Source organism: Chitinophaga varians (assembly GCF_012641275.1).
Lineage (GTDB): Bacteria > Bacteroidota > Bacteroidia > Chitinophagales > Chitinophagaceae > Chitinophaga > Chitinophaga varians_A.
This window is the reverse complement of the sequence record NZ_JABAIA010000001.1, coordinates 143932-162636: the sequence shown is the minus strand read 5'-3', so window position 1 is coordinate 162636 and position 18705 is coordinate 143932. Positions and strand designations below refer to the sequence as shown.

Sequence of the window (18705 nt, the reverse complement as noted above, 5' to 3'; positions counted from 1 at the left end):
ACGATATGACGAACTATCACGGAATCATAGGCATTGCCAGGGCTGACATTACGCCGCCGGTGGGCATCTTCGCCCGCAACTGGGGCGCTGCCACACACGATGTGGCGGCAGGTGTGCATATGCCGCTGACACTTACCTGTATTACTTTTCAGACGGATAAAAATACGCAGCCGCTGGTGCTCTTTTCCGCTGATCTGGGATGGTGGAAGAGCGCCGCGGACGAAAGAAATTTACGGCATGGCATCCTGAAAGCCTTGTCATTGCCGGAAGAACGGCTGATGTTCTGTCTGACACATACCCATGCAGGCCCCAGCACCTTCAGTGAAGATGCTGGCAAGCCGGGCGGCCACCTGATTATTCCTTTCCTGCAACAGCTGCAGGAAACAGCTACCCAGGCCGCCCGCGACGCAATGGCTGCGGCCCAGCCGGCCACCCTTACCTGGCAATACGGCCATTGCGCCCTGGCGGTGAACCGCGATTTTCCTGAACCCGGCGGAGACAGGCTGGTGGTAGGCTACAACCCTGCCGCTACTGCGGACGACACGGTGCTGGTGGGCCGTATCACGAACATGGCAGGTCAGATTACCGGCACCATCGTGAACTATGCGTGCCATCCCACTACGCTGGCGTGGGACAATCAGCTGCTGTCGCCCGACTATATCGGTGGCATGCGCAGCGTGGTGGAACCGGCTACCGGCGCTCCCTGTTTGTTTTTGCAGGGTGCTTCCGGTGAACTGTCGCCTGCCGAGCAATACAGCGGGGATACATCGCTGGCCGACGGCTACGGCCGCCAGTTGGGATTTGCGGTATTGTCCACGCTGGAAGGCATGTTACCTCCTGATACAGCGCTGGCCTTCACCGGGGTAGTGGAATCCGGCGCTTCACTCGCCATCTGGAAGAAATCACCTGCGCCTGCTGACACTACGCTGATGGCCGAGATGGCAACAGTGGAAATGGTATTGAAACCGATGCCTTCCCTCGCGGAGATAGAAACCGCCTGGGCCTCCTGTGAAGACCATGTGATGAAAGAGCGGCTATGGCGGCAACGCGGTATCCGCAAAACAGTGGGAGAGGGCGCGGTGGCCTATATGCCTTTATGGATATGGCGACTGGGCAACACGATACTGGCAGGCCAACCAAATGAAGCGTATTCCGGCTTCCAGCTGGAGCTGCGCCGTGAGCTGGCGCCGGCAGCGGTGGCCGTTATGAACATCGTCAACGGTTATGCCGGTTACCTGCCGCCGGCTGCATCGTTTAGCCATCAAAGTTATGCGGTATGGCAAACGCCTTTTGAGAAAGGCTCCCTGGAGCAGCTGATACGCTCCGCCACTACTATTTCACAACGAATGATCCGAACCGCATGAACCTGAACCTGACTTTGCTCGATGCTGTTATTTTTGGCGCTTATATCCTGGGTGTTATCGGTCTGGGTATTTATGCCTCCCGGAAAGCGCAGCAGACGAAACGCGATTATTTTCTCGCAGGCGATAAACTGCCCTGGTGGATGATCGGCGGCAGTATTATCGCTGCCAATATCAGCAGCCATCACCTGGTGGGCGCTATGGGCATGGCTTACAGCCGTGGCTTTGTGGCCATCGCCATGGAATGGGGCGCCATCCTGATGGGATTTAATGCATTACTGTGGATATTCCTGCCCTTTTATATCCGCAACGGTTTTTATACGGTGCCGGAGTTCCTGGAAAAACGTTTCGGTACGGCCGCAAGAGCTACCTATGCAGGCCTGATCCTGTTGACCTATGTGCTTGTGGAAATCAGTGCCGTATTATACCTGGGCGCGTTGTCGCTGCACTCACTGTTAGGCATATCCGTTATGACCTGTGTGGTGATACTGGCTGTCATCACCGGTATCTACACCATTGCAGGCGGATTGCGGGCGGTGATATACACGGAGATGTTGCAGCTGATCGTACTGGTGATGGGTGGCATTGCACTCACGATCGCTACCGTAAATGCGGCAGGCGGCATTAGTGCCGTTACTGACACCATGAAGGACTGGGACCTTATCCTGCCGGCCAACGACCCCGATTTCCCGTGGACGATGTACCTCGGCGGGGTGCTGTGTATCAGTGTATTTTATTGCGCTACGAACCAGTTTATCGTGCAGCGGGTACTGGCGGCGAAGAACGAATGGCATGCCCGCATGGGCGTGGTGTTTGGTGATTACCTGAAGTTCCTGGTGCCCTTGATCATTACAGTGCCGGCGTTGGTGGCGCCTAAACTTTTTCCTGACCTGGAAAAACCGGACCTGCTGTTTCCCACGCTGGTGGAGAAATTATTGCCTACAGGCCTTGTCGGACTGGTGATGGCAGGCCTCATTGCAGCGGTGATGTCACATCTTTCCGGCGCTATCAATTCGTGTACTACCATCCTGACGGTAGATATTTACCTGCCCTACTTCCGTAAAAAAGCCACAGAAGCGGAGGCGGTGCGGTTTGGCCGTTGGGCCGGCGCCGTGATCATCGTGATTGGTATCCTGTGTACCGGCTTGTTCCTGACACAATCCAAAAAGCCGGTCTTCCTGTACCTGATGAATGCCTACGGGTTGTTTACGCCCGGCATCGCGGCGATGTTCCTGCTGGGCATCCTGTGGAAACGTACCACGCATGCAGGTGCGCTGGCAGCAGGCATTCTCACTATCCCGATGTCCATTGCTATGGAGGTCATCTTCCCGGCGATGCCCTTCTTTAACCGCACCGGCATTGTTTTCTGGACTTGCGTGGTGCTGTGCATCATTGTGAGCCTGCTGACTAAACCGGTACCGGAAGCGCAATTGAAAGGACTTATATGGAACCGCGAAAGCCTGAAGCTGCCCGCCGACCTGTTGCAGCAGTCAAAAGGATTGCGTAGCCCAACGTTGTGGTGGGCATTGATAACGGGTGTGGTATTGTATTTCTATATCGTATACGCGTAACCGTGGACGCTACGGCTGGATATAAAAAGCATGGTTCTCTTTAGTGATAATATCAATAGGCATAAAATGCGTTTTCTCTACCGGTACTTTCATCACGAGGTGCTGGTAGAGCGCCATGATGCCACGATAGCCCTGCTCCTGTGGTTGTTGGCAGATGAGGAAATCGATATGCCCCTGATCAAGGCGTGATACATTTTCTTTGGTGAAGTCATAGCCAATGAGCAGGATGTCTTTATCGATACCTTTTTTTTCAAGGTAACGGGAAACGGCGGCCACCCTGGAGTTGGTGACGAAAATAGCGAGCACGTCTGCATGTTGCTGCAAAGCTTTCGAGAGTTCTTTTTCAACAGATGCCTGGTCTGTTTGACGGACATTTTTTTTTACAATCGGACGTTTGGTGTCCTGGAAGTAAGCCCGCAGCCCTTCCTCTTTGCGGAGCAGGTGGTGATGGTCTTCTATCTCATGGGAAATATTGAGTACCAGTACCTTTGCGTTGCGGGGCGTGCAATAATGGATTAGTTGTCCTGCCTGATAACCGCTGCGGAACAGGTCGGGGCCGATATAACAAAGGCTTTCCTGGTGCGGGATATCAGAATTGATAAAAACATACGGAATATTGAGTTCCTTACAGGAACGGATAAACGTAATGGATTCTTCGATAAAGGAAGGCGCCAGCAAGATTCCGTCCACTGGGTTTTTGAGCAACTGCCGGGTGACTTTGCCAAAAGACTTCCGGTCGTTGAGGTCAAAATAAAAAGGTTCTACTTTAACGCCGAACTGTTTGATTTCTTCTTCCGCTTTTTGGATGCCGGCTACCGGAAGTGTCCAGAAGTCAGTTTCCCGGGAGGACACTTTCGGCAGAACGGTCGCCAGCCGGAGCACATGGCGGGATGCCAGCCTTCTGGCCAGTATATTGGGCTGATAGTTCAGTTCCCGTATGATGGCTTCTATTTTACTTTTTGTTTTGGGGGAAACACCAGGCCTGTTATGGATAACCCTGTCCACGGTGGCGATGGCCACATTGGCCCTTCGTGCTATCTCTTTGACGCCGAGGGGCTGTTCGGCCGTTTTTTTCTTCATATCGGTTGATGATTATAATTTTTCCAAATATACTATAATGCCGGGTTATTGCTTTTTAGCCAGCGCCAGGGCCTGCGTGGTAGTGTAGTACTTGGCCAGCATATTAGGCACTTCCCAGGCGGGCATATTGTTGTTCCGTACATATTCGAGGAACTGTTGCATCACTTTGCCAAAAAGGGCTTCATGTTTTTTCGCCAGCGCTTCGGGTATGACTATCTCCCAGCCTTTGTCATTGGCTTTCAGCGCCAGGCCCGGATATTTTTGGGCAAGGGTGGCGATATGGGCTTCGACCGTTTTCGCATAGGCGGTATCGTTATGAAGGGCGGACTCAATGTACAGCACAGGCTTGTACTGCTGTTCCGCTCCCTGCCGGATCACCAGCGATGCCCTGGTGCCGCGGAGCAGTGAGTAGTGCGTGTCGCCGGTGCCTTCCGGCGCCTGGTAGTTCCAGGTAACGGATATGTTGGCGTGAACGCCTTTGATGGTATAGTCAAAGGCGCCGTTGGCGTATACATGCAACATGCTGTCTTTACCGACGTTTTTGGTCAGATAAGGAGGAAAGCCGGTTTGCCCGGTGATGTCTGCATATTGCTGTAAGCTCATAGTGGTGGCCCAGCGACGGGCGCTGTCTATGCGTATGTCATGGTGGAAGTCGATGGTTTGTTCCGGGAAGCAGGTCCACTGCACGAGGTCTACGAGGTGAGTCGTCACATCCACGATGCCATCTCCCTGTTGTGTTTCATCCATATACCATGCGGGGCGAACCATGGTTTTGCCGGCCACCAGTTTTTTGAAATGGTGAACACTGTTTTTTACCACGGCGGGATCGTCCAGAGTACCGGTTTCCAGCGTGCCGAAGACTTCCTGCAATTGTGCCAGCTCGCGTTGCAACGTGTTCCTGATTTCGTACCGTTCAGTCATGATATCATAGAGCTGTACTTTTTTCGCTGCTGCTTCACGGAAAGAAGCCTGCAATGAATCGAAGCCTGCTGCATCGATGGCCATGGGCTTATCGGCCAGCACATGTTGACCGGCACTGACGGAGCGGCGGATATAAGTGGCTTTAAGCCGGTTGTTGCCGGCGATGACCACTATATTTCCGGCTGGCTGTTGCAGCATCTTCTCCAGGTAGTCGGGGCCGGTATATACGTCAGCTGCCCAGTGTACGGACGGGCCGGACTGTTGGTTGAACCGTTCGATGCTGGCGAGGTATTGTTTTACTTCGGGCCCTTCGGGAGCAAACACTTGGATAGTGGAATCTATGCCGGGGTACATCTGTTGGTGTACCAGTGAAGCATGGAAGTGCCCGGGATCCAGCGCGATCAGATGCATAGATGATTGTTTTTGTCTGGTGGTGCCGCATGACAGCAATGCTGCTGTCATGCCGGCAAATATAATGTTTTGCTTCATGGTGTCAGGGTTGTCTTTCTTTGGTGATGGCGGTAACGCCGATGCTGTCGGCATGGTTGCCCCAGCTGTTACGGATATACGTAGTGATGGCGGCGATCTCTTCGTCTTTCAGGAAATTGAAGGCCGGCATCTGTTCGCCATAGGCGCTGTTCTTGTTTTTGGTGTCGCCGGTGCGGCCGCGCAGGATGGTCTGTACCAGTGGCGGGGCGCTGCCGGTGACAAGCGGGTTACCGGCGAGGGGAGGGAAGGAGGCGGGCACTCCTTTACCATCCGGCTTGTGGCAGGCTTCGCAGTAGTTTTTATACAGGGTGGCGCCGCTGGTAGTGGCAACCGGTGCCGGCGTCTGTTGAGCCGTTTCCCGTATAGCCGTGGCCGGTACCGACTGGCCCGGCTTCAGCGCCGCGATGCGCAGGATGCGATCGTCATGTGGTAACGGAAAGCCCTTGCCCGGGTTCCAGTCGCGGTTGCTGGTGGCGATATATACATCACCTTCCGGGGAAACGCAGAGATCACGCAGGCGCCCGTATTTTCCGGCGAACAGTATTTCTTCGGCTGTAACGGCGTCCTGTGCGCCGTTCAGGTGTAGCACATGCAGACTGGCCGCTTTGAGGGTACCCAGCAGCAGACAGTTTTTCCACTCAGGAATTTTATCGTAATGATAGTAGTCGATGCCCGCGGGCGCAATGGTAGGAGTCCATGCTTTGAGCGGCGCTATGAACGGGAAGGAATCTGCATGGGCTTTTTCGTCCGGCCGGTCCGCATATCCTTCGATGCGCGACCAGCCATAGTAACCGCCTTTCTCAATTCGGTTCAGTTCATCGTCGGTGGCATCGCCATGTTCGGAAGCGAAGAGTTGGCCTTTATCGGTGAACACCAGTCCCTGTATATTACGGTGGCCTCTGGACCACATATAGTTGCCGGGGTAGGGATTATCGGCAGGCACGGTACCGTCTGTGTTCAGGCGCAACACTTTACCGTTGAGCGATGCGGTGTCCGGCGCATTCTGGTCGCGGGCGGCGTCGCCGGTGGAGAGCAGCACTTTGCCGTCAGGGGAAATGGCCACCCTGGAGCCGTTATGACCGGTGTTGCCGGGAAGTTCGAGCAGCAATAAGGGATCTTTCAGCGTATCGGCCGTATAGGTGTACCGTACCAGCCGGGACACGATAGATGAGTCTTTGTTGAGATGGGTGTAATCCACAAACACATATGGTTTATTCTTATCGGGATGAATGGCCATGCCCAGCAGGCCGAGCGTGCGTTGGCGGTACACATCCGGGATTGTCAGCAGTAGTTTTTTGACACCGGTATGAGGATCTACCTTGCTGATGGTGCCGCTTTGTTCGGTGAACCAGATCTGGTTGTCCGGCCCCCAGGCTATTTCCCAGGGCACGTTAAGATCTGAGGCGATGGTGCTGATGCCCAGGGTGGTTTTGTCCAGTTGCAAAGTAGCTTCAACAGGCTGGTCAAAGTCAATGGTGGATGCAGGCCGCAGCAGCCAGTAAGTGCCGGCGGCCAATATCACGATAATCAAAAAGAGAATACCGGTACGTTTCATACGTGGTAACAGGTGGTTGGTTTAAGAAAAGAACAGCGTGATGGCGTTGCTGACAGCCAGCAGTAACATAACGATCAGCCCTATGGCGCCGGCGATATTGGTAAATGTATTGTTTTTCATCTTGCCCATAACGGCCGCATCATTCGCCACCAGGTACAGGGCGATACCGATAAAAGGCACAATGAAGATGGTGACTGCCTGCGCCAGCACAATTAGTTCCAGCGGCAGTTTACCAAAAGTGATGGCCACGCCTGCACCGATGAGCATGATCACGGCAATGAATGTACGTACCATGCGGGAGCTGAGCTGACCGCCATATCCCAGTGCATCTCCGAGCAATGTGCCGCCCAACGCCGCGTTGCCAAGCAGGGAGGAGAAGGAGGCGCCGAACAGGCCAATGAGGAAAAGCGCGGCGGCGGCGTTGCCGAACACTGGTTCCAGTGCAATGGCCATATCGGTGGCGGTAGTGATTTTAATGCCGGCAGGATGTAACACCGTGGCGGCACAGATCATCACGGTGGCACTCATGAAGCCGAGTATCAGCATACCGGGCAGCGTTTCTTTGCCCGTCTGCGCTACATCCGGCCGTAGGCGCTTACGCTCCTGCACAAGATACGATTGGTAGATGGCGCCCACTATCGAAAAGCAGGAAGCCATAAACGCGATGATCAGTTTCTGGGAGCCGGCAGGCACGGAGGGGGCAAAGCCGGAAGCGATGCCCGCCACAGGCGGATGGGAAAGTACCATGGTCACAATAAACGCAAAGAGCATCATGATGATGAGCGCAATCATGATTTTCTCCAGCATCTTATAAAAAGCACGGAAAAACAGGATACTGATACCGGCCACATTACAGGCGATGATCCAGATGGTTTTATTGGTATGGGTGGCTTCTGCCAGTGTAATACCGGCCCCGATGGAGTTGCCTGCCTGAAAGGAGGCCGTCACAAGGAACACGCCTACCCCGATAGCAATACGGGCGGGACGCCCCCACTTACGACTGATGGTGCTGAGCAGGGATTCGTTGGTGGCTATGCCTACGCGGGCTGCCATGGTAGTGAAAATGATCATGAAGAAAATGGCCACTGCCACGATCCATAGCAGGGAAAAACCATAGCTGGCGCCCATGATAGAGGCGATGGTCACCTTGCTGGGACCGAATACCAGTGCGGCCGTGATCAACCCCGGGCCGAGTGACTGTAGCCATGCCTTGTATTGACTGCTTTTTGTTGCGCTGCCTTTTTCGGTAACAGGCGCTTTTTCCATTGTTGGTCCGGTAGATGACATCAGGTTGATTTTTACGATTTTCGGATGTGTTGCTGATATTGGCTGTAAGAGGTATGTAATCCCCTGTAGTGTTGATTTTGGATGAAGACCGGCTATTTTCCGGGTACGTTACCGAAAGATAGGTACAATCTTCGGGAAAGAAAAGAATTTTTTCGTGTGAGTAGCAAAAAAAGCAGGGAAAGTGATATTTTTACGCGTAACCCTTCAGTGAAGGCATGACGTAACACAGATTGCCCGCTGATTTAATCTATATATAAAATGAAAAATGTTCTGTACCTTTTGTTGTGTGTTTTTATGTTATCATGTCAACAGAATAATTTTGATTTGTCAACCCTCTCCTTACCGGCTGATACCAGTATGATCAGTAAATATCATTTGAAAAAAGATATGGAGATAAAGGAATGTGTCTGGTATACGTCAAAGCAGCCGGACCTGCTGCATTTATACGGACAGTCTTTCTCCGGTAGCATGGGGCCGGAGAGCGAAGACAGCAAAGGCTTCTCCAACTATGTAACCTTTTTCCTGACCCCGGAGAACAATAAAATGGGCGCCTATGCGCTTCATACGGAAACAAAAGACAAAACCGCCGCTTTAGACAAGCTCGTGAATGAGAAAATGGGTAAAACAGACTATCACTACCGGAGCAAGGAATTTACCCACCAGGTGTGGCATAAAGACGGTGCCTATTATCTTCTTACCACCAATAGTTCTGTGGTGAATTTAGGTGAGAAAACCATCACCGGTGATTTGACCGTCATCAGCGAACAAAGCCCGGTTTTCCTGGCATGGTTTACTTCCGGCGGTGGATTCTCTTACTACGGCGAGTATCTGAAAGAAAAGCAGAAGCCTGAGCATCAGGGGAAAAATTATTCCTATAAAGATTTTATAGAAGAAGAAAAGGCGAAAGGTACTTTCATGGGGACTACCTATTTTGATGACTACGTTCAATAAACTGATCTGCTGATGCCTTGGCGGGAGCCAGGAAGCTTTATTTACTTTCAACGGGGGGCCATTTGTGTCCCCCGTTTGCATTCCTGAAAATCTCACGCTCATAAAAAAACATTGTGTGTTGTCAAAAAAAGAACTATTTTTCGGGTACGTACCCGGAAAATGAAATTTAACACTTCCGGCGGCGCAGCGATCAACTGAAATTTTCGATAACAGGCCAACTGTTAATTCTATATATAAGGACATTCATCAGCTCGTCCATACCAATTAAAAAGCAACCGTAAAAAATCTTACATGAAAAGCAGTCGCCGCATTTTTATCCGTAATACCGCGCTGGCAGGCATAGGAGCAGGACTACTGGGAAACCTCCGGCCCCTCTATGGCAGGAGCCCGATACAACAAACGAACGGGATACGCATTGGCATCATCGGACTGGACACTTCCCATGCAATCGCGTTCACCAAAAGTTTCAATAATCCGGTGACGGTGCCCGGACTGGAAAATATGCGGGTAGTGGCGGCCTTTCCGCAAACGAGCCCTGATATCGAACTAAATAAAAAAAGACTGCCGGGTTATATAGAACAGGTGAAAGCCATGGGCGTGGAGATAGTTGACTCCATGCAGGCGCTGCTCGATAAGTCGGATGTGATACTGGTGGAATCCAACGATGGCCGGCCGCACCTGGCACAGGCCCTGCCGGCAATAAAGGCCGGCAAAAAGGTGTTTATCGACAAACCATTGGCCGCCTCGCTGGCAGACGGCATCGCCATCGTTAAAGCGGCGAAAAAATATAACGTGCCGGTGTTCTCCTCTTCCGCATTACGTTTCATGGACAGCGTGAAGCAGGTGAAACAGGGCGCTATCGGGAAAGTAACCGGTGCAGACACTTTTAGTCCGGCTGCATTGGAAAAAACACATCCCGACCTTTTCTGGTACGGCATCCACGGAGTGGAAACCCTCTTTGCGGTAATGGGCGGCGGTTGTAAAACGGTCACACGTTTTAACACGCCCGGCAGCGATGTGGTAGTAGGACAGTGGGCAGATGACCGCATCGGCACTTTCAGAGGCACCCGCAACAGTCCGGATGATTTCGGTGGCCGTGTATTCGGCGAAAAAGGAAACCTGCTGCTCGGCCCTTTTAAAGGCTATGAAGCGTTGCTGCAGGAGATTGCGTCTTTTTTCCGCACAGGCGTGGCGCCGGTGAAACCGGAAGAAACGCTGGAGATACTGGCCTTTATGGAAGCGGCGGAAGAAAGCAAACGCAAAGGCGGTAAAACCATCGCATTACCGAACATATCCAATATATAAACCTGTAATTCCAATACCAAAAATCTGATAGCTTATGAAGGCGTCCCGTAGAGACTTCCTGAAGAAAACAACCAAAGGCACCGCTGCGATCATGCTGGGCAGTATGTTGCCCGGTATCAGCGCCGCCAGTTACGCCCGTATCCTGGGAGCCAATGACAGGGTGAGGGTAGGCATGATGGGCGTGAACTCCCGCGGGCTGGCGCTGGCCAACAACTATGCCCGTCAGCAGAACTGTGAAGTGGTATCTGTATCGGACGTGGATACCCGCGCGGCGGCAAAGTGTATTGAAAGTGTATTTAAGATCACGCAGAAGAAACCAAAGGATGTTCCGGATTTCCGCAAAGCGCTGGAAAATAAAAACATGGACGCCCTCATCGTGGCGGCGCCGGACCACTGGCATGCACCGGCGGCTATCCTCGCGGCCAAGGCCGGTAAACATGTATACCTCGAAAAGCCCTGCAGCCACAATCCTCACGAAGGTGAACTGCTGGTAAAAGTAGCGGATAAATATAAAAGCGTTATCCAGATGGGCAACCAACGCCGCTCCTGGCCTAATGTGGAAGCGGCTATCCGCGAAGTGCACCAGGGCACTATCGGCCGCGCGTATTTCGCCAAAGGATGGTATACCAATAACCGTGAATCTATCGGCCGGGGAAAGGAAATAGCAGTGCCGGAATGGCTTAATTATGACCTGTGGCAGGGGCCTGCTCCCCGCCGCGCGCTGAAAGATAACCTGATACATTATAACTGGCACTGGTTCTGGAACTGGGGCACCGGAGAAGCACTGAACAACGGCACTCATATGATAGACCTGATGCGCTGGGGCCTTGGCGTAAATTATCCCAGCCGCGTTACTTCTGCGGGGGGCCGTTACCGTTACTCCGACGACTGGGAAACACCAGACACCCAGGTGATCACGCTGGAATTTCCCAACAATACCAGTATGACCTGGGAAGGCCGCAGCTGCAACGGCCGCACAGTGGAAGGCAACTCCGTCGGCGTTATCTTCTACGGTGAAAAAGGTTCACTGCTGATTGACGGTAACGCCTATACGATTTTTGACCTGGACAACAAAGTGGTGAAAGAAGTGAAGAACCAGGCGATCATTGACCCCCGTAATCTGATGAACCCTGCGGAAAGCCTCGATGCGCTGCATATCCAGAACTTCTTCGAAGGCATCCGTAACGGTACTAAACTCAATGCGGACATCCTGAGCGGATACCAAAGTACACTGTTATGCCAGCTGGGCAATATCTCGCTCCGTTCCGGCAACGCGTTGCATATCGATACCAGCAATGGGCATATCCTGAACGACGCTAAAGCCCAACAATACTGGAAACGTGAGTATGAGAAAGGGTGGGAGCCGACTTTGTAATCAATTACAAATTACGAATTACGAATTACGAATGAAGAGTTCTCTAACAGAACGATTCTATCAGTAAGCGCCAATTCGTAATTCGTAATTCGTAATTCGTAATTCGTAATTTATGAAAAACACTAACCGGGTTGACCCGGGACAACTGAGCCGCAGAGATACGTTTATCTCCATCCTGATCATCGGGATGCTGTTTTTTATCTTCGGCTTTGTCACCTGGGTCAACGCTATTCTGATACCGTACTTTAAGATTGCCTGCGAGCTGACGAACTTCCAGTCTTATCTTGTAGCCTTCGCTTTTTACATTTCTTACTTTATTATGTCGGTGCCTTCGTCCTACCTGCTGAAAGCAGTGGGTTTTAAGAAAGGCATCATGATTGGGTTCTGGACGATGGCGCTGGGAGCGGCCATTTTTATCCCTGCGGCCTACACGCGCACGTATGAAGTATTTCTGCTGGGGCTGTTCACCATAGGACTGGGACTGGCAGTGCTGCAAACCGCCGCCAATCCATATATCACTATTTTAGGGCCAAAGGAAAGTGCTGCCCAACGTATCAGTATCATGGGCATCTGCAACAAGGGCGCTGGTATTATTGCTCCGTTGATTTTTGCGGCGGTGATCCTGAAACCGACCGACAGCACGCTGTTTGCGGAATTGCAGCATATGACCGGCGCCGTGAAGGAAGCCGCACTGGACGAATTGATCCGCCGCGTGATTACGCCCTACAGTATTGTGGCCGTCGTATTGTTTTTGTTAGGACTACTGGTGCGTTATTCCCCGCTGCCGGATATCGACACGGAGAAGGAGGAAGGTGACGTAGCGGTTGCCAATGCCGGTAAAAAGAATATCTTCGGTTTTCCGCACCTGATACTTGGCGCGGTGGCTATTTTTCTTCATGTGGGCACGCAGGTGGTAGCGATCGATACCATTATCGGATATGCGACTTCCATGCATATTCCGTTGATGGAAGCGAAGACGTTTCCGTCCTATACTTTGTTTGTGACCATCTGCGGCTATCTGCTGGGGATCGTTACTATTCCGAAGTTACTCAGCCAGGTGAATGCGTTGCGTATCTGTACCTTATTAGGCGCGTTGTTCACCATCGGTATTATTTATATGCGGGGCGAAGTGAGGCTGTTAGGCCATACCACTGACGTGTCTATCTGGTTTGTGGTGTTACTGGGATTTGCCAATTCGCTGGTATGGGCAGGTATCTGGCCGCTGGCGCTGGACGGGCTGGGACGGTTCACCAAACTGGGTGGTTCACTGATGATCATGGGACTGAGCGGTAACGCCATGCTGCCACCTTTATACGGTTATTTCGCTGACCACTATGATGTGCGTCATGCTTACTGGGTGTTATTCCCTTGTTACCTGTACCTGATATTTTACGCTTTCTACGGGCATAAGATCAGGCACTGGACGCCTGTTGCGCGTTCGTTGAAAGTACACCCTGAAAAAGAATTACATGGAACAGAAAAAGTATAAGATTGTCAACGGGCATATTATCACGCCTTACCGGGTTATCCGTAATGGCACCCTGATCACGGAAGGCGGGCGTATCCTCGCTGTCAGTGAACGGGACGTGGACATGCCCGATGCTGTTGTGATAGATGCCGGAGGTCAATATGTGTCACCGGGTTTTGTGGACCTGCACGTGCATGGCGGCGGTGGCCATGATTTTATGGATGGCACCGTGGAGGCTTTTCTGGCAGTGGCCAGCAAACACCGTGAGTTTGGCACTACTTCCATGGTGCCGACCACGCTGAGCAGCGACAAGGCCAGTCTGTTGAGAGCAATAGCAGTATATGAAGCGGCGGACAAACAGAATGCCACAGGCGCGCGTTTCGCTGGGCTTCACCTGGAAGGGCCGTATGTGGCCATGAACCAGCGGGGCGCACAGGACCCGAAGTACATCCGTAACCCGGACGCAGCGGAGTATATGGAAGTACTGGCATCGTCCAATGTGGTGACACGCTGGAGCGCGGCGCCGGAACTGCCCGGGGCATTGCCTTTCGGCCGTTACCTGCGATCTAAGGGAATTCTTGCTGCCGCCGCACATACCGACGCGATTTACGAAGAAATGCTGGAAGCATACGAGAACGGCTATACGCATATTACGCATATGTATTCCGCCATGTCGGGCGTCACACGGCGCAATGCTTTCCGTTACGCCGGCGCTGTTGAAGCGGCCTACCTGATCGATGAAATGACCGTGGAGATTATTGCCGACGGCGTACATCTGCCGGCGCCTTTGTTGAAGCTGGTGTATAAAATCAAAGGGCCGGGCAAAACCGCCCTCATCACCGATGCTATGCGCGCCGCCGGCATGGGGCCTGGAGAAAGCATCCTCGGAGGGCTGGACAACGGTATTCCGGTGATTGTGGAAGATGGGGTAGCCAAACTGCCCGACCGCAGCTCTTTTGCCGGCAGCGTGGCCACGGCCGACCAACTGGTGCGCACCATGGTCAATATGGCGGAGGTGCCGCTGGTAGAGGCGGTACGCATGGCCACCGCCACACCTGCTGCTATCGCCGGCATCGCAAGCCATACCGGCTCGCTGGTAGAAGGAAAAGATGCTGACATCATTTTCTTCGACGAACAAATCAGGGTAAGCACGGTTTTCCTCAAAGGGACGCAGGCAGCGAAGGAGCAATGAACCAACAATAATCACATCTTAAAAAATACAGGGCTTAGTAGCAAATGACTTTGCTGCTTAGCGCCTTTGCGTGAACATGATTCAATTTTTTGCAGATAAGTTACAAGTGCAGGTACACCCCACGCGCGTGATCATGGGTGCGGCCGCGGCTGAACAAGCCGCAGCGGCCATTGTCCGCTTGCTGGCAGTGCAGCCTGTGGTCAACATTATTTTTGCCGCAGCGCCTTCGCAGCAGGAGTTCCTGGAAACGCTGGCGGTACAACCGGGCATCGACTGGCAACGGGTAAATGCTTTCCATATGGACGAATATGCAGGCCTGCCGGCCGATGCCCCACAGGGTTTTGGTAATTTTCTGCGGGACCGTATTTTTTCGAAAGTCCCGTTCCGGGAAGTGTTTTATCTTAACGGACAAGCGGCAGACCCGGTGGCCGAATGCCGCCGCTACGCCGCCTTGCTGGAGCAATATCCGACAGACATAGTGAACATGGGCATCGGCGAAAACGCCCATATCGCCTTCAATGACCCGCATGTGGCTGATTTTAATGATCCGGTGCTGGTCAAGATGGTGGACCTGGATGAGGCCTGCCGCCGGCAACAGGTCAATGACGGCTGTTTTGCGACGATAGCCGAGGTACCGCGTTTTGCCCTCACGCTCACCGTTCCTGCGTTGATGCGTGGCCGTTATCTCTTCTGCATGGTGCCCGGTGAAAAGAAAGCTACGGCCGTGCAACACACCCTGCAAGGCGCTGTCCGGGAAGCATGCCCTTCTTCTGTTTTGCGGACACATCCCGCGGCCGTCCTCTATCTCGACAGGGACAGTGCCGCGCACACCGATCTATCATCTTTCAACATAAAACCAACCATATGACAGGTAACATACAGGAAACAGTAGCAGCGTTACTGCAGCCATCAGACGAACTGGTAGCGGCCATGGCGGCCCTGGAAGGCGATATCCTCCTGCTGGGCGTTGGCGGCAAAATCGGTCCCAGCCTGGCGAAACTGGCCAAACAGGCCATCGACAAGTCCGGCGTGCCCCGCAGGGTCATCGGCGTGTCGCGTCTGACGGAACCGGGTTTAAAAGAACAGCTGGAACAGGACGGTATCGAAACCATTGCCGCCGATCTGTTGAATGAAGACGACCTCGCCGCACTGCCGGACGTAAAAAACGTGTTGTACCTCGCCGGTACCAAATTCGGCACCACCGGGAAAGAAGCCTTTACCTGGGCCATGAATGCCTACCTGCCCGGAAGAGTGGCGGAGAAATACCGTCACTCCCGTATCGTGGTGTATTCTACCGGTAACGTATACCCGCTGACACCGGTGCTGGACGGTGGTGCGGATGAATCCATGGCGCCCGCGCCGGTAGGGGAGTACGGCCAGTCGTGCCTCGGCAGGGAACGGGTGTTCCAGCATTTCTCCAACAAATACAATACGCCTGTGCTGGTGTACCGGCTCAACTATGCCAACGACCTGCAATACGGCGTCCTGCTGGAAATAGCCAAATCGGTACGCGACGAAAAACCGATCGATCTGCGCATGGGCCATGTGAACGTGATCTGGCAGGGCGATGCCAATGAAATGGCTTTACGCGCGTTCGCGTATTGCGCCGCGCCCGCGAAACTGCTGAACATCACCGGCCCGGAAACAGCGCCGGTACGCTGGATAGCCAAAGAGTTCGGTAAACTGCTCGGCAAAGAACCCATCCTGGTGAATGAAGAGCAACCTACCGCTTTGCTGAGCAACGCCGCAGAGAGCTTCCGGCTGTTCGGCTATCCGAAAGTATCGCTGAAAGAAATGATCGGCCTCACCGCGGCATGGCTGCAACAGGGCGGCCGCACCATCTCCAAGGCTACACACTTCCAGGAAAGGGAAGGCCAGTTTTAATCTTCATCATCTTTTACAATCAATCCATCATGATACCGGATTTATTATACAGCGGTACTGTTATCCCGGCGCACCCGCTGGCGCTGGACCCGCACAGGCAGCTCGACGAACGCCGTCAGCGCCGGCTTACCCGTTATTATATCGCCAGTGGTGTTGGCGGTGTGGCGGTGGGCGTACATACGACCCAGTTTGCCATCCGCGATCCCAAAATAGGTTTGTATGAGACCGTGCTGCGACTGGCGGCAGAAGAAATAGACGCCGCGCAGCTGGCACGCCCTTTTATCAAAGTGGCCGGTCTTTGCGGCCCTACGGCACAAGCGGCCGATGAAGCCCGTACGGCACTGAAATATGGTTACCATCTGGGTTTATTAAGTTTGGGCGGTTTAAACCATCTGTCGGAAGGAGAGCTGATAGCCCATGTGCGGACGGTATCGGAAATCATCCCGGTTTTTGGCTTCTACCTGCAGCCCTCTGTGGGCGGCCGTATCCTGAGTTATCGTTTCTGGGAGCAGCTGGTGGAGATCCCCGGCGTGAAGGCCATTAAAACGGCGCCGTTCAACCGGTATCAAACCCTCGACGTGGTGAGGGCGGTCTGTCATTCCTCCCGTTGCGATGATATTGCGCTGTATACCGGCAACGATGATAATATTGTGGCAGACCTGTTGACGGCCTATCGCTTTACAGTCAACGGCCGCGAGGTGACTAAACGTTTTGCGGGCGGACTGCTGGGCCACTGGTCGGTTTGGACCAGCCAGGTAGTACCGCTCTTCGATCGCATAAAAAAGTGTATCATTGAGGATTATTCGGGCGCAGGAAAACTGTTGACAGAAGGGATAGCAGTCACCGACATGAATGCGGCGCTGTTTGACCCATCCAACGCTTTCCACGGTTCCATCGCCGGTATCCACGAGGTATTGCGGCGACAGGGCCTGCTGGAAGGCATCTGGTGCCTGGATGAAAGGGAGACTTTATCCCCGGGACAGCTGGAAGAAATTGACCGTGTGGCGGCCGCTTATCCGCAGCTGACAGACGACGGTTTCGTGAAAGCTTTCCTTGAAAAGGAAAAAAATATCGTCAATGCTTAAAGAAAAAATCCGGCAGCTGGCCGGCCATATCCAGGAAGAAACGATCGCCAACCGGCGCTATCTGCATGCGCACCCGGAACTGTCCTACAGGGAGGTGAACACGGCTGCCTTTATTGCCGGCAAACTGAAGGAGCTGGACATTTCCTTTGAACCAATGGCCAATACCGGTCTGGTGGCCCTGTTACAAGGCAATAAGCCCGGAAATGGCCAGGTGGTGGCGCTGCGGGCGGATATCGACGCCCTGCCCATCCGGGAACTGAACGATGTGCCCTATAAGTCCAAACATGACGGTGTAATGCATGCCTGCGGGCACGACGTACATACGTCATCGTTACTGGGCACCGCCACTATCCTCAGCAGGATGAAAGACGATTTTGCGGGCACCGTGAAACTCATCTTCCAGCCGGCGGAAGAGCTGATCCCCGGCGGCGCCAGCATGATGATCAAAGAAGGCGTATTGGAAAACCCGCGCCCGCATCATGTACTGGGGCAACATACCATGCCTGAACTGCCTGCCGGCAAAGTGGGCTTCAGAGGCGGCCGTTATATGGCCAGCAATGACGAGATTTTTATTACAGTGAAAGGCAAAGGCGGTCATGGCGCGATGCCGCACCTGGGGATAGACCCGGTGGTGGTGGCCTGTCATATCGTGATAGCCCTGCAGCAGATCGTGAGCCGCCGTGTGAACCCGTTGCTGCCGTCTGTGCTTTCTTTTGGCAAGATGCTGGCCAACGGGGCCACCAATGTGATCCCGGACGAAGTGCGGCTGGAAGGTACTTTCCGTTCTCTTGATGAGAAGTGGAGAAGGGAAGCGCATGCCAAAATAAAAAAGATGGCCGTCTCTATCGCCGAAGGCATGGAGGCAGCCTGCGATATTGAAATACATCAGGGATACCCGGTGCTGATCAACAATGAAAAATTAACCGACATTACCCGCACCTATGCGGAAGAGTTCCTCGGCGCGGATAATGTGGTGGACCTTGATATCTGGATGGCGGCGGAAGATTTTGCCTATTACTCCCAGCAGGCGGATGCCTGTTTCTACCGCCTCGGCGTGCGCAACGAGGCCCGCGGCATTGTGTCCGGCCTGCACACCGCCACTTTTGATGCCGATGAGCAGGCGCTGGAAACCGGCGCGGGCCTGATGGCTTACCTCGCCCTGAAAACACTGGGCAATTAAG

General features: G+C 53.3%; 15 protein-coding genes. 11 read left to right on the top strand and 4 right to left on the bottom strand.

The genetic code is table 11. The features are described 5' to 3' along the window. The first annotated feature begins 5 nt into the window (after nt 1-5). Both HGH92_RS00610 and HGH92_RS00605 read left to right on the top strand, forming a co-directional pair. Nucleotides 6-1364, top strand: a complete 1359-nt coding sequence (locus HGH92_RS00610; RefSeq protein WP_168868839.1) for a hypothetical protein — start codon at nt 6-8, stop codon at nt 1362-1364. Then, entirely contained in the window at nt 1361-2932 is a 1572-nt protein-coding gene (locus HGH92_RS00605) for an SLC5 family protein (RefSeq protein ID WP_247654800.1), read from the top strand. The genes HGH92_RS00610 and HGH92_RS00605 overlap by 4 nt, the downstream gene beginning before the upstream one ends. 9 nt (nt 2933-2941) lie before the next feature. Here HGH92_RS00605 and HGH92_RS00600 read toward each other — a convergent pair whose 3' ends face one another. The 4 genes from HGH92_RS00600 to HGH92_RS00585 are packed head-to-tail and all read right to left on the bottom strand — an operon-like array spanning nt 2942 to nt 8264. Further along, complete coding sequence (locus HGH92_RS00600; protein WP_168868838.1) at nt 2942-4012, bottom strand: LacI family DNA-binding transcriptional regulator; 1071 nt, start codon at nt 4010-4012, stop codon at nt 2942-2944. 45 nt (nt 4013-4057) lie between these two features. After that, nucleotides 4058-5422 (bottom strand): putative oxidoreductase C-terminal domain-containing protein, encoded by a 1365-nt coding sequence (locus HGH92_RS00595; RefSeq protein WP_168868837.1) that lies wholly within the window; start codon nt 5420-5422, stop codon nt 4058-4060. 4 nt (nt 5423-5426) lie between these two features. Continuing rightward, nucleotides 5427-6977 carry a PQQ-dependent sugar dehydrogenase gene (locus HGH92_RS00590; RefSeq protein WP_168868836.1) on the bottom strand — a complete coding sequence of 517 codons (1551 nt, stop codon included), beginning with the start codon at nt 6975-6977 and terminating at the stop codon, nt 5427-5429. Between the two features lie 21 nt (nt 6978-6998). Next, nucleotides 6999-8264 carry an Nramp family divalent metal transporter gene (locus tag HGH92_RS00585; RefSeq protein WP_247654799.1) on the bottom strand — a complete coding sequence of 422 codons (1266 nt, stop codon included), beginning with the start codon at nt 8262-8264 and terminating at the stop codon, nt 6999-7001. Between the two features lie 387 nt (nt 8265-8651). On the opposite strand from HGH92_RS00585, the gene HGH92_RS00580 reads away from it, so the two are divergent. The 9 genes from HGH92_RS00580 (at nt 8652) to HGH92_RS00540 (ending at nt 18704) form a co-directional block, all read left to right on the top strand. After that, a complete protein-coding gene (locus tag HGH92_RS00580; RefSeq protein WP_168868835.1) occupies nt 8652-9215 on the top strand; it encodes a hypothetical protein in 564 nt (187 codons plus the stop codon). Nucleotides 9216-9506: 291 nt separating this feature from the next. After that, nucleotides 9507-10520, top strand: coding sequence for a Gfo/Idh/MocA family protein (locus HGH92_RS00575; protein WP_168868834.1), 1014 nt, complete (start codon nt 9507-9509; stop codon nt 10518-10520). Between the two features lie 34 nt (nt 10521-10554). After that, on the top strand, nt 10555-11895 hold the full coding sequence (locus HGH92_RS00570; RefSeq protein WP_168868833.1) for a Gfo/Idh/MocA family oxidoreductase: 1341 nt from the start codon (nt 10555-10557) through the stop codon (nt 11893-11895). A gap of 112 nt (nt 11896-12007) precedes the next feature. Next, nucleotides 12008-13384 (top strand): sugar MFS transporter, encoded by a 1377-nt coding sequence (locus tag HGH92_RS00565; RefSeq protein WP_168868832.1) that lies wholly within the window; start codon nt 12008-12010, stop codon nt 13382-13384. Beyond that, a complete protein-coding gene (gene nagA, locus HGH92_RS00560) occupies nt 13365-14555 on the top strand; it encodes an N-acetylglucosamine-6-phosphate deacetylase (RefSeq protein WP_168868831.1) in 1191 nt (396 codons plus the stop codon). The genes HGH92_RS00565 and nagA overlap by 20 nt, the downstream gene beginning before the upstream one ends. A gap of 76 nt (nt 14556-14631) precedes the next feature. After that, nucleotides 14632-15423 (top strand): glucosamine-6-phosphate deaminase, encoded by a 792-nt coding sequence (locus tag HGH92_RS00555; protein ID WP_168868830.1) that lies wholly within the window; start codon nt 14632-14634, stop codon nt 15421-15423. Then, the gene (locus tag HGH92_RS00550; protein WP_168868829.1) at nt 15420-16439 is read left to right on the top strand and encodes an NAD-dependent epimerase/dehydratase family protein; all 1020 of its coding nucleotides are present in this window, start codon (nt 15420-15422) and stop codon (nt 16437-16439) included. The genes HGH92_RS00555 and HGH92_RS00550 overlap by 4 nt, the downstream gene beginning before the upstream one ends. A gap of 29 nt (nt 16440-16468) precedes the next feature. Continuing rightward, a complete protein-coding gene (locus tag HGH92_RS00545) occupies nt 16469-17524 on the top strand; it encodes a dihydrodipicolinate synthase family protein (RefSeq protein ID WP_168868828.1) in 1056 nt (351 codons plus the stop codon). Next, nucleotides 17517-18704 (top strand): M20 family metallopeptidase, encoded by a 1188-nt coding sequence (locus HGH92_RS00540; protein WP_168868827.1) that lies wholly within the window; start codon nt 17517-17519, stop codon nt 18702-18704. Before HGH92_RS00545 ends, HGH92_RS00540 begins: the two co-directional genes overlap by 8 nt. The last annotated feature ends 1 nt before the right edge of the window (nt 18705 follow it).

Bases quoted from the DNA above. Each gene is read 5' to 3' on its own strand.
- HGH92_RS00610 (WP_168868839.1), top strand. From the start codon at position 6: ATGACGAACTATCACGGAATCATAGGCATTGCCAGGGCTGACATTACG.
- HGH92_RS00605 (WP_247654800.1), top strand. From the start codon at position 1,361: ATGAACCTGAACCTGACTTTGCTCGATGCTGTTATTTTTGGCGCTTAT.
- HGH92_RS00600 (WP_168868838.1), bottom strand. From the start codon at position 4,012: ATGAAGAAAAAAACGGCCGAACAGCCCCTCGGCGTCAAAGAGATAGCA.
- HGH92_RS00595 (WP_168868837.1), bottom strand. From the start codon at position 5,422: ATGAAGCAAAACATTATATTTGCCGGCATGACAGCAGCATTGCTGTCA.
- HGH92_RS00590 (WP_168868836.1), bottom strand. From the start codon at position 6,977: ATGAAACGTACCGGTATTCTCTTTTTGATTATCGTGATATTGGCCGCC.
- HGH92_RS00585 (WP_247654799.1), bottom strand. From the start codon at position 8,264: ATGTCATCTACCGGACCAACAATGGAAAAAGCGCCTGTTACCGAAAAA.
- HGH92_RS00580 (WP_168868835.1), top strand. From the start codon at position 8,652: ATGGAGATAAAGGAATGTGTCTGGTATACGTCAAAGCAGCCGGACCTG.
- HGH92_RS00575 (WP_168868834.1), top strand. From the start codon at position 9,507: ATGAAAAGCAGTCGCCGCATTTTTATCCGTAATACCGCGCTGGCAGGC.
- HGH92_RS00570 (WP_168868833.1), top strand. From the start codon at position 10,555: ATGAAGGCGTCCCGTAGAGACTTCCTGAAGAAAACAACCAAAGGCACC.
- HGH92_RS00565 (WP_168868832.1), top strand. From the start codon at position 12,008: ATGAAAAACACTAACCGGGTTGACCCGGGACAACTGAGCCGCAGAGAT.
- nagA (WP_168868831.1), top strand. From the start codon at position 13,365: ATGGAACAGAAAAAGTATAAGATTGTCAACGGGCATATTATCACGCCT.
- HGH92_RS00555 (WP_168868830.1), top strand. From the start codon at position 14,632: ATGATTCAATTTTTTGCAGATAAGTTACAAGTGCAGGTACACCCCACG.
- HGH92_RS00550 (WP_168868829.1), top strand. From the start codon at position 15,420: ATGACAGGTAACATACAGGAAACAGTAGCAGCGTTACTGCAGCCATCA.
- HGH92_RS00545 (WP_168868828.1), top strand. From the start codon at position 16,469: ATGATACCGGATTTATTATACAGCGGTACTGTTATCCCGGCGCACCCG.
- HGH92_RS00540 (WP_168868827.1), top strand. From the start codon at position 17,517: ATGCTTAAAGAAAAAATCCGGCAGCTGGCCGGCCATATCCAGGAAGAA.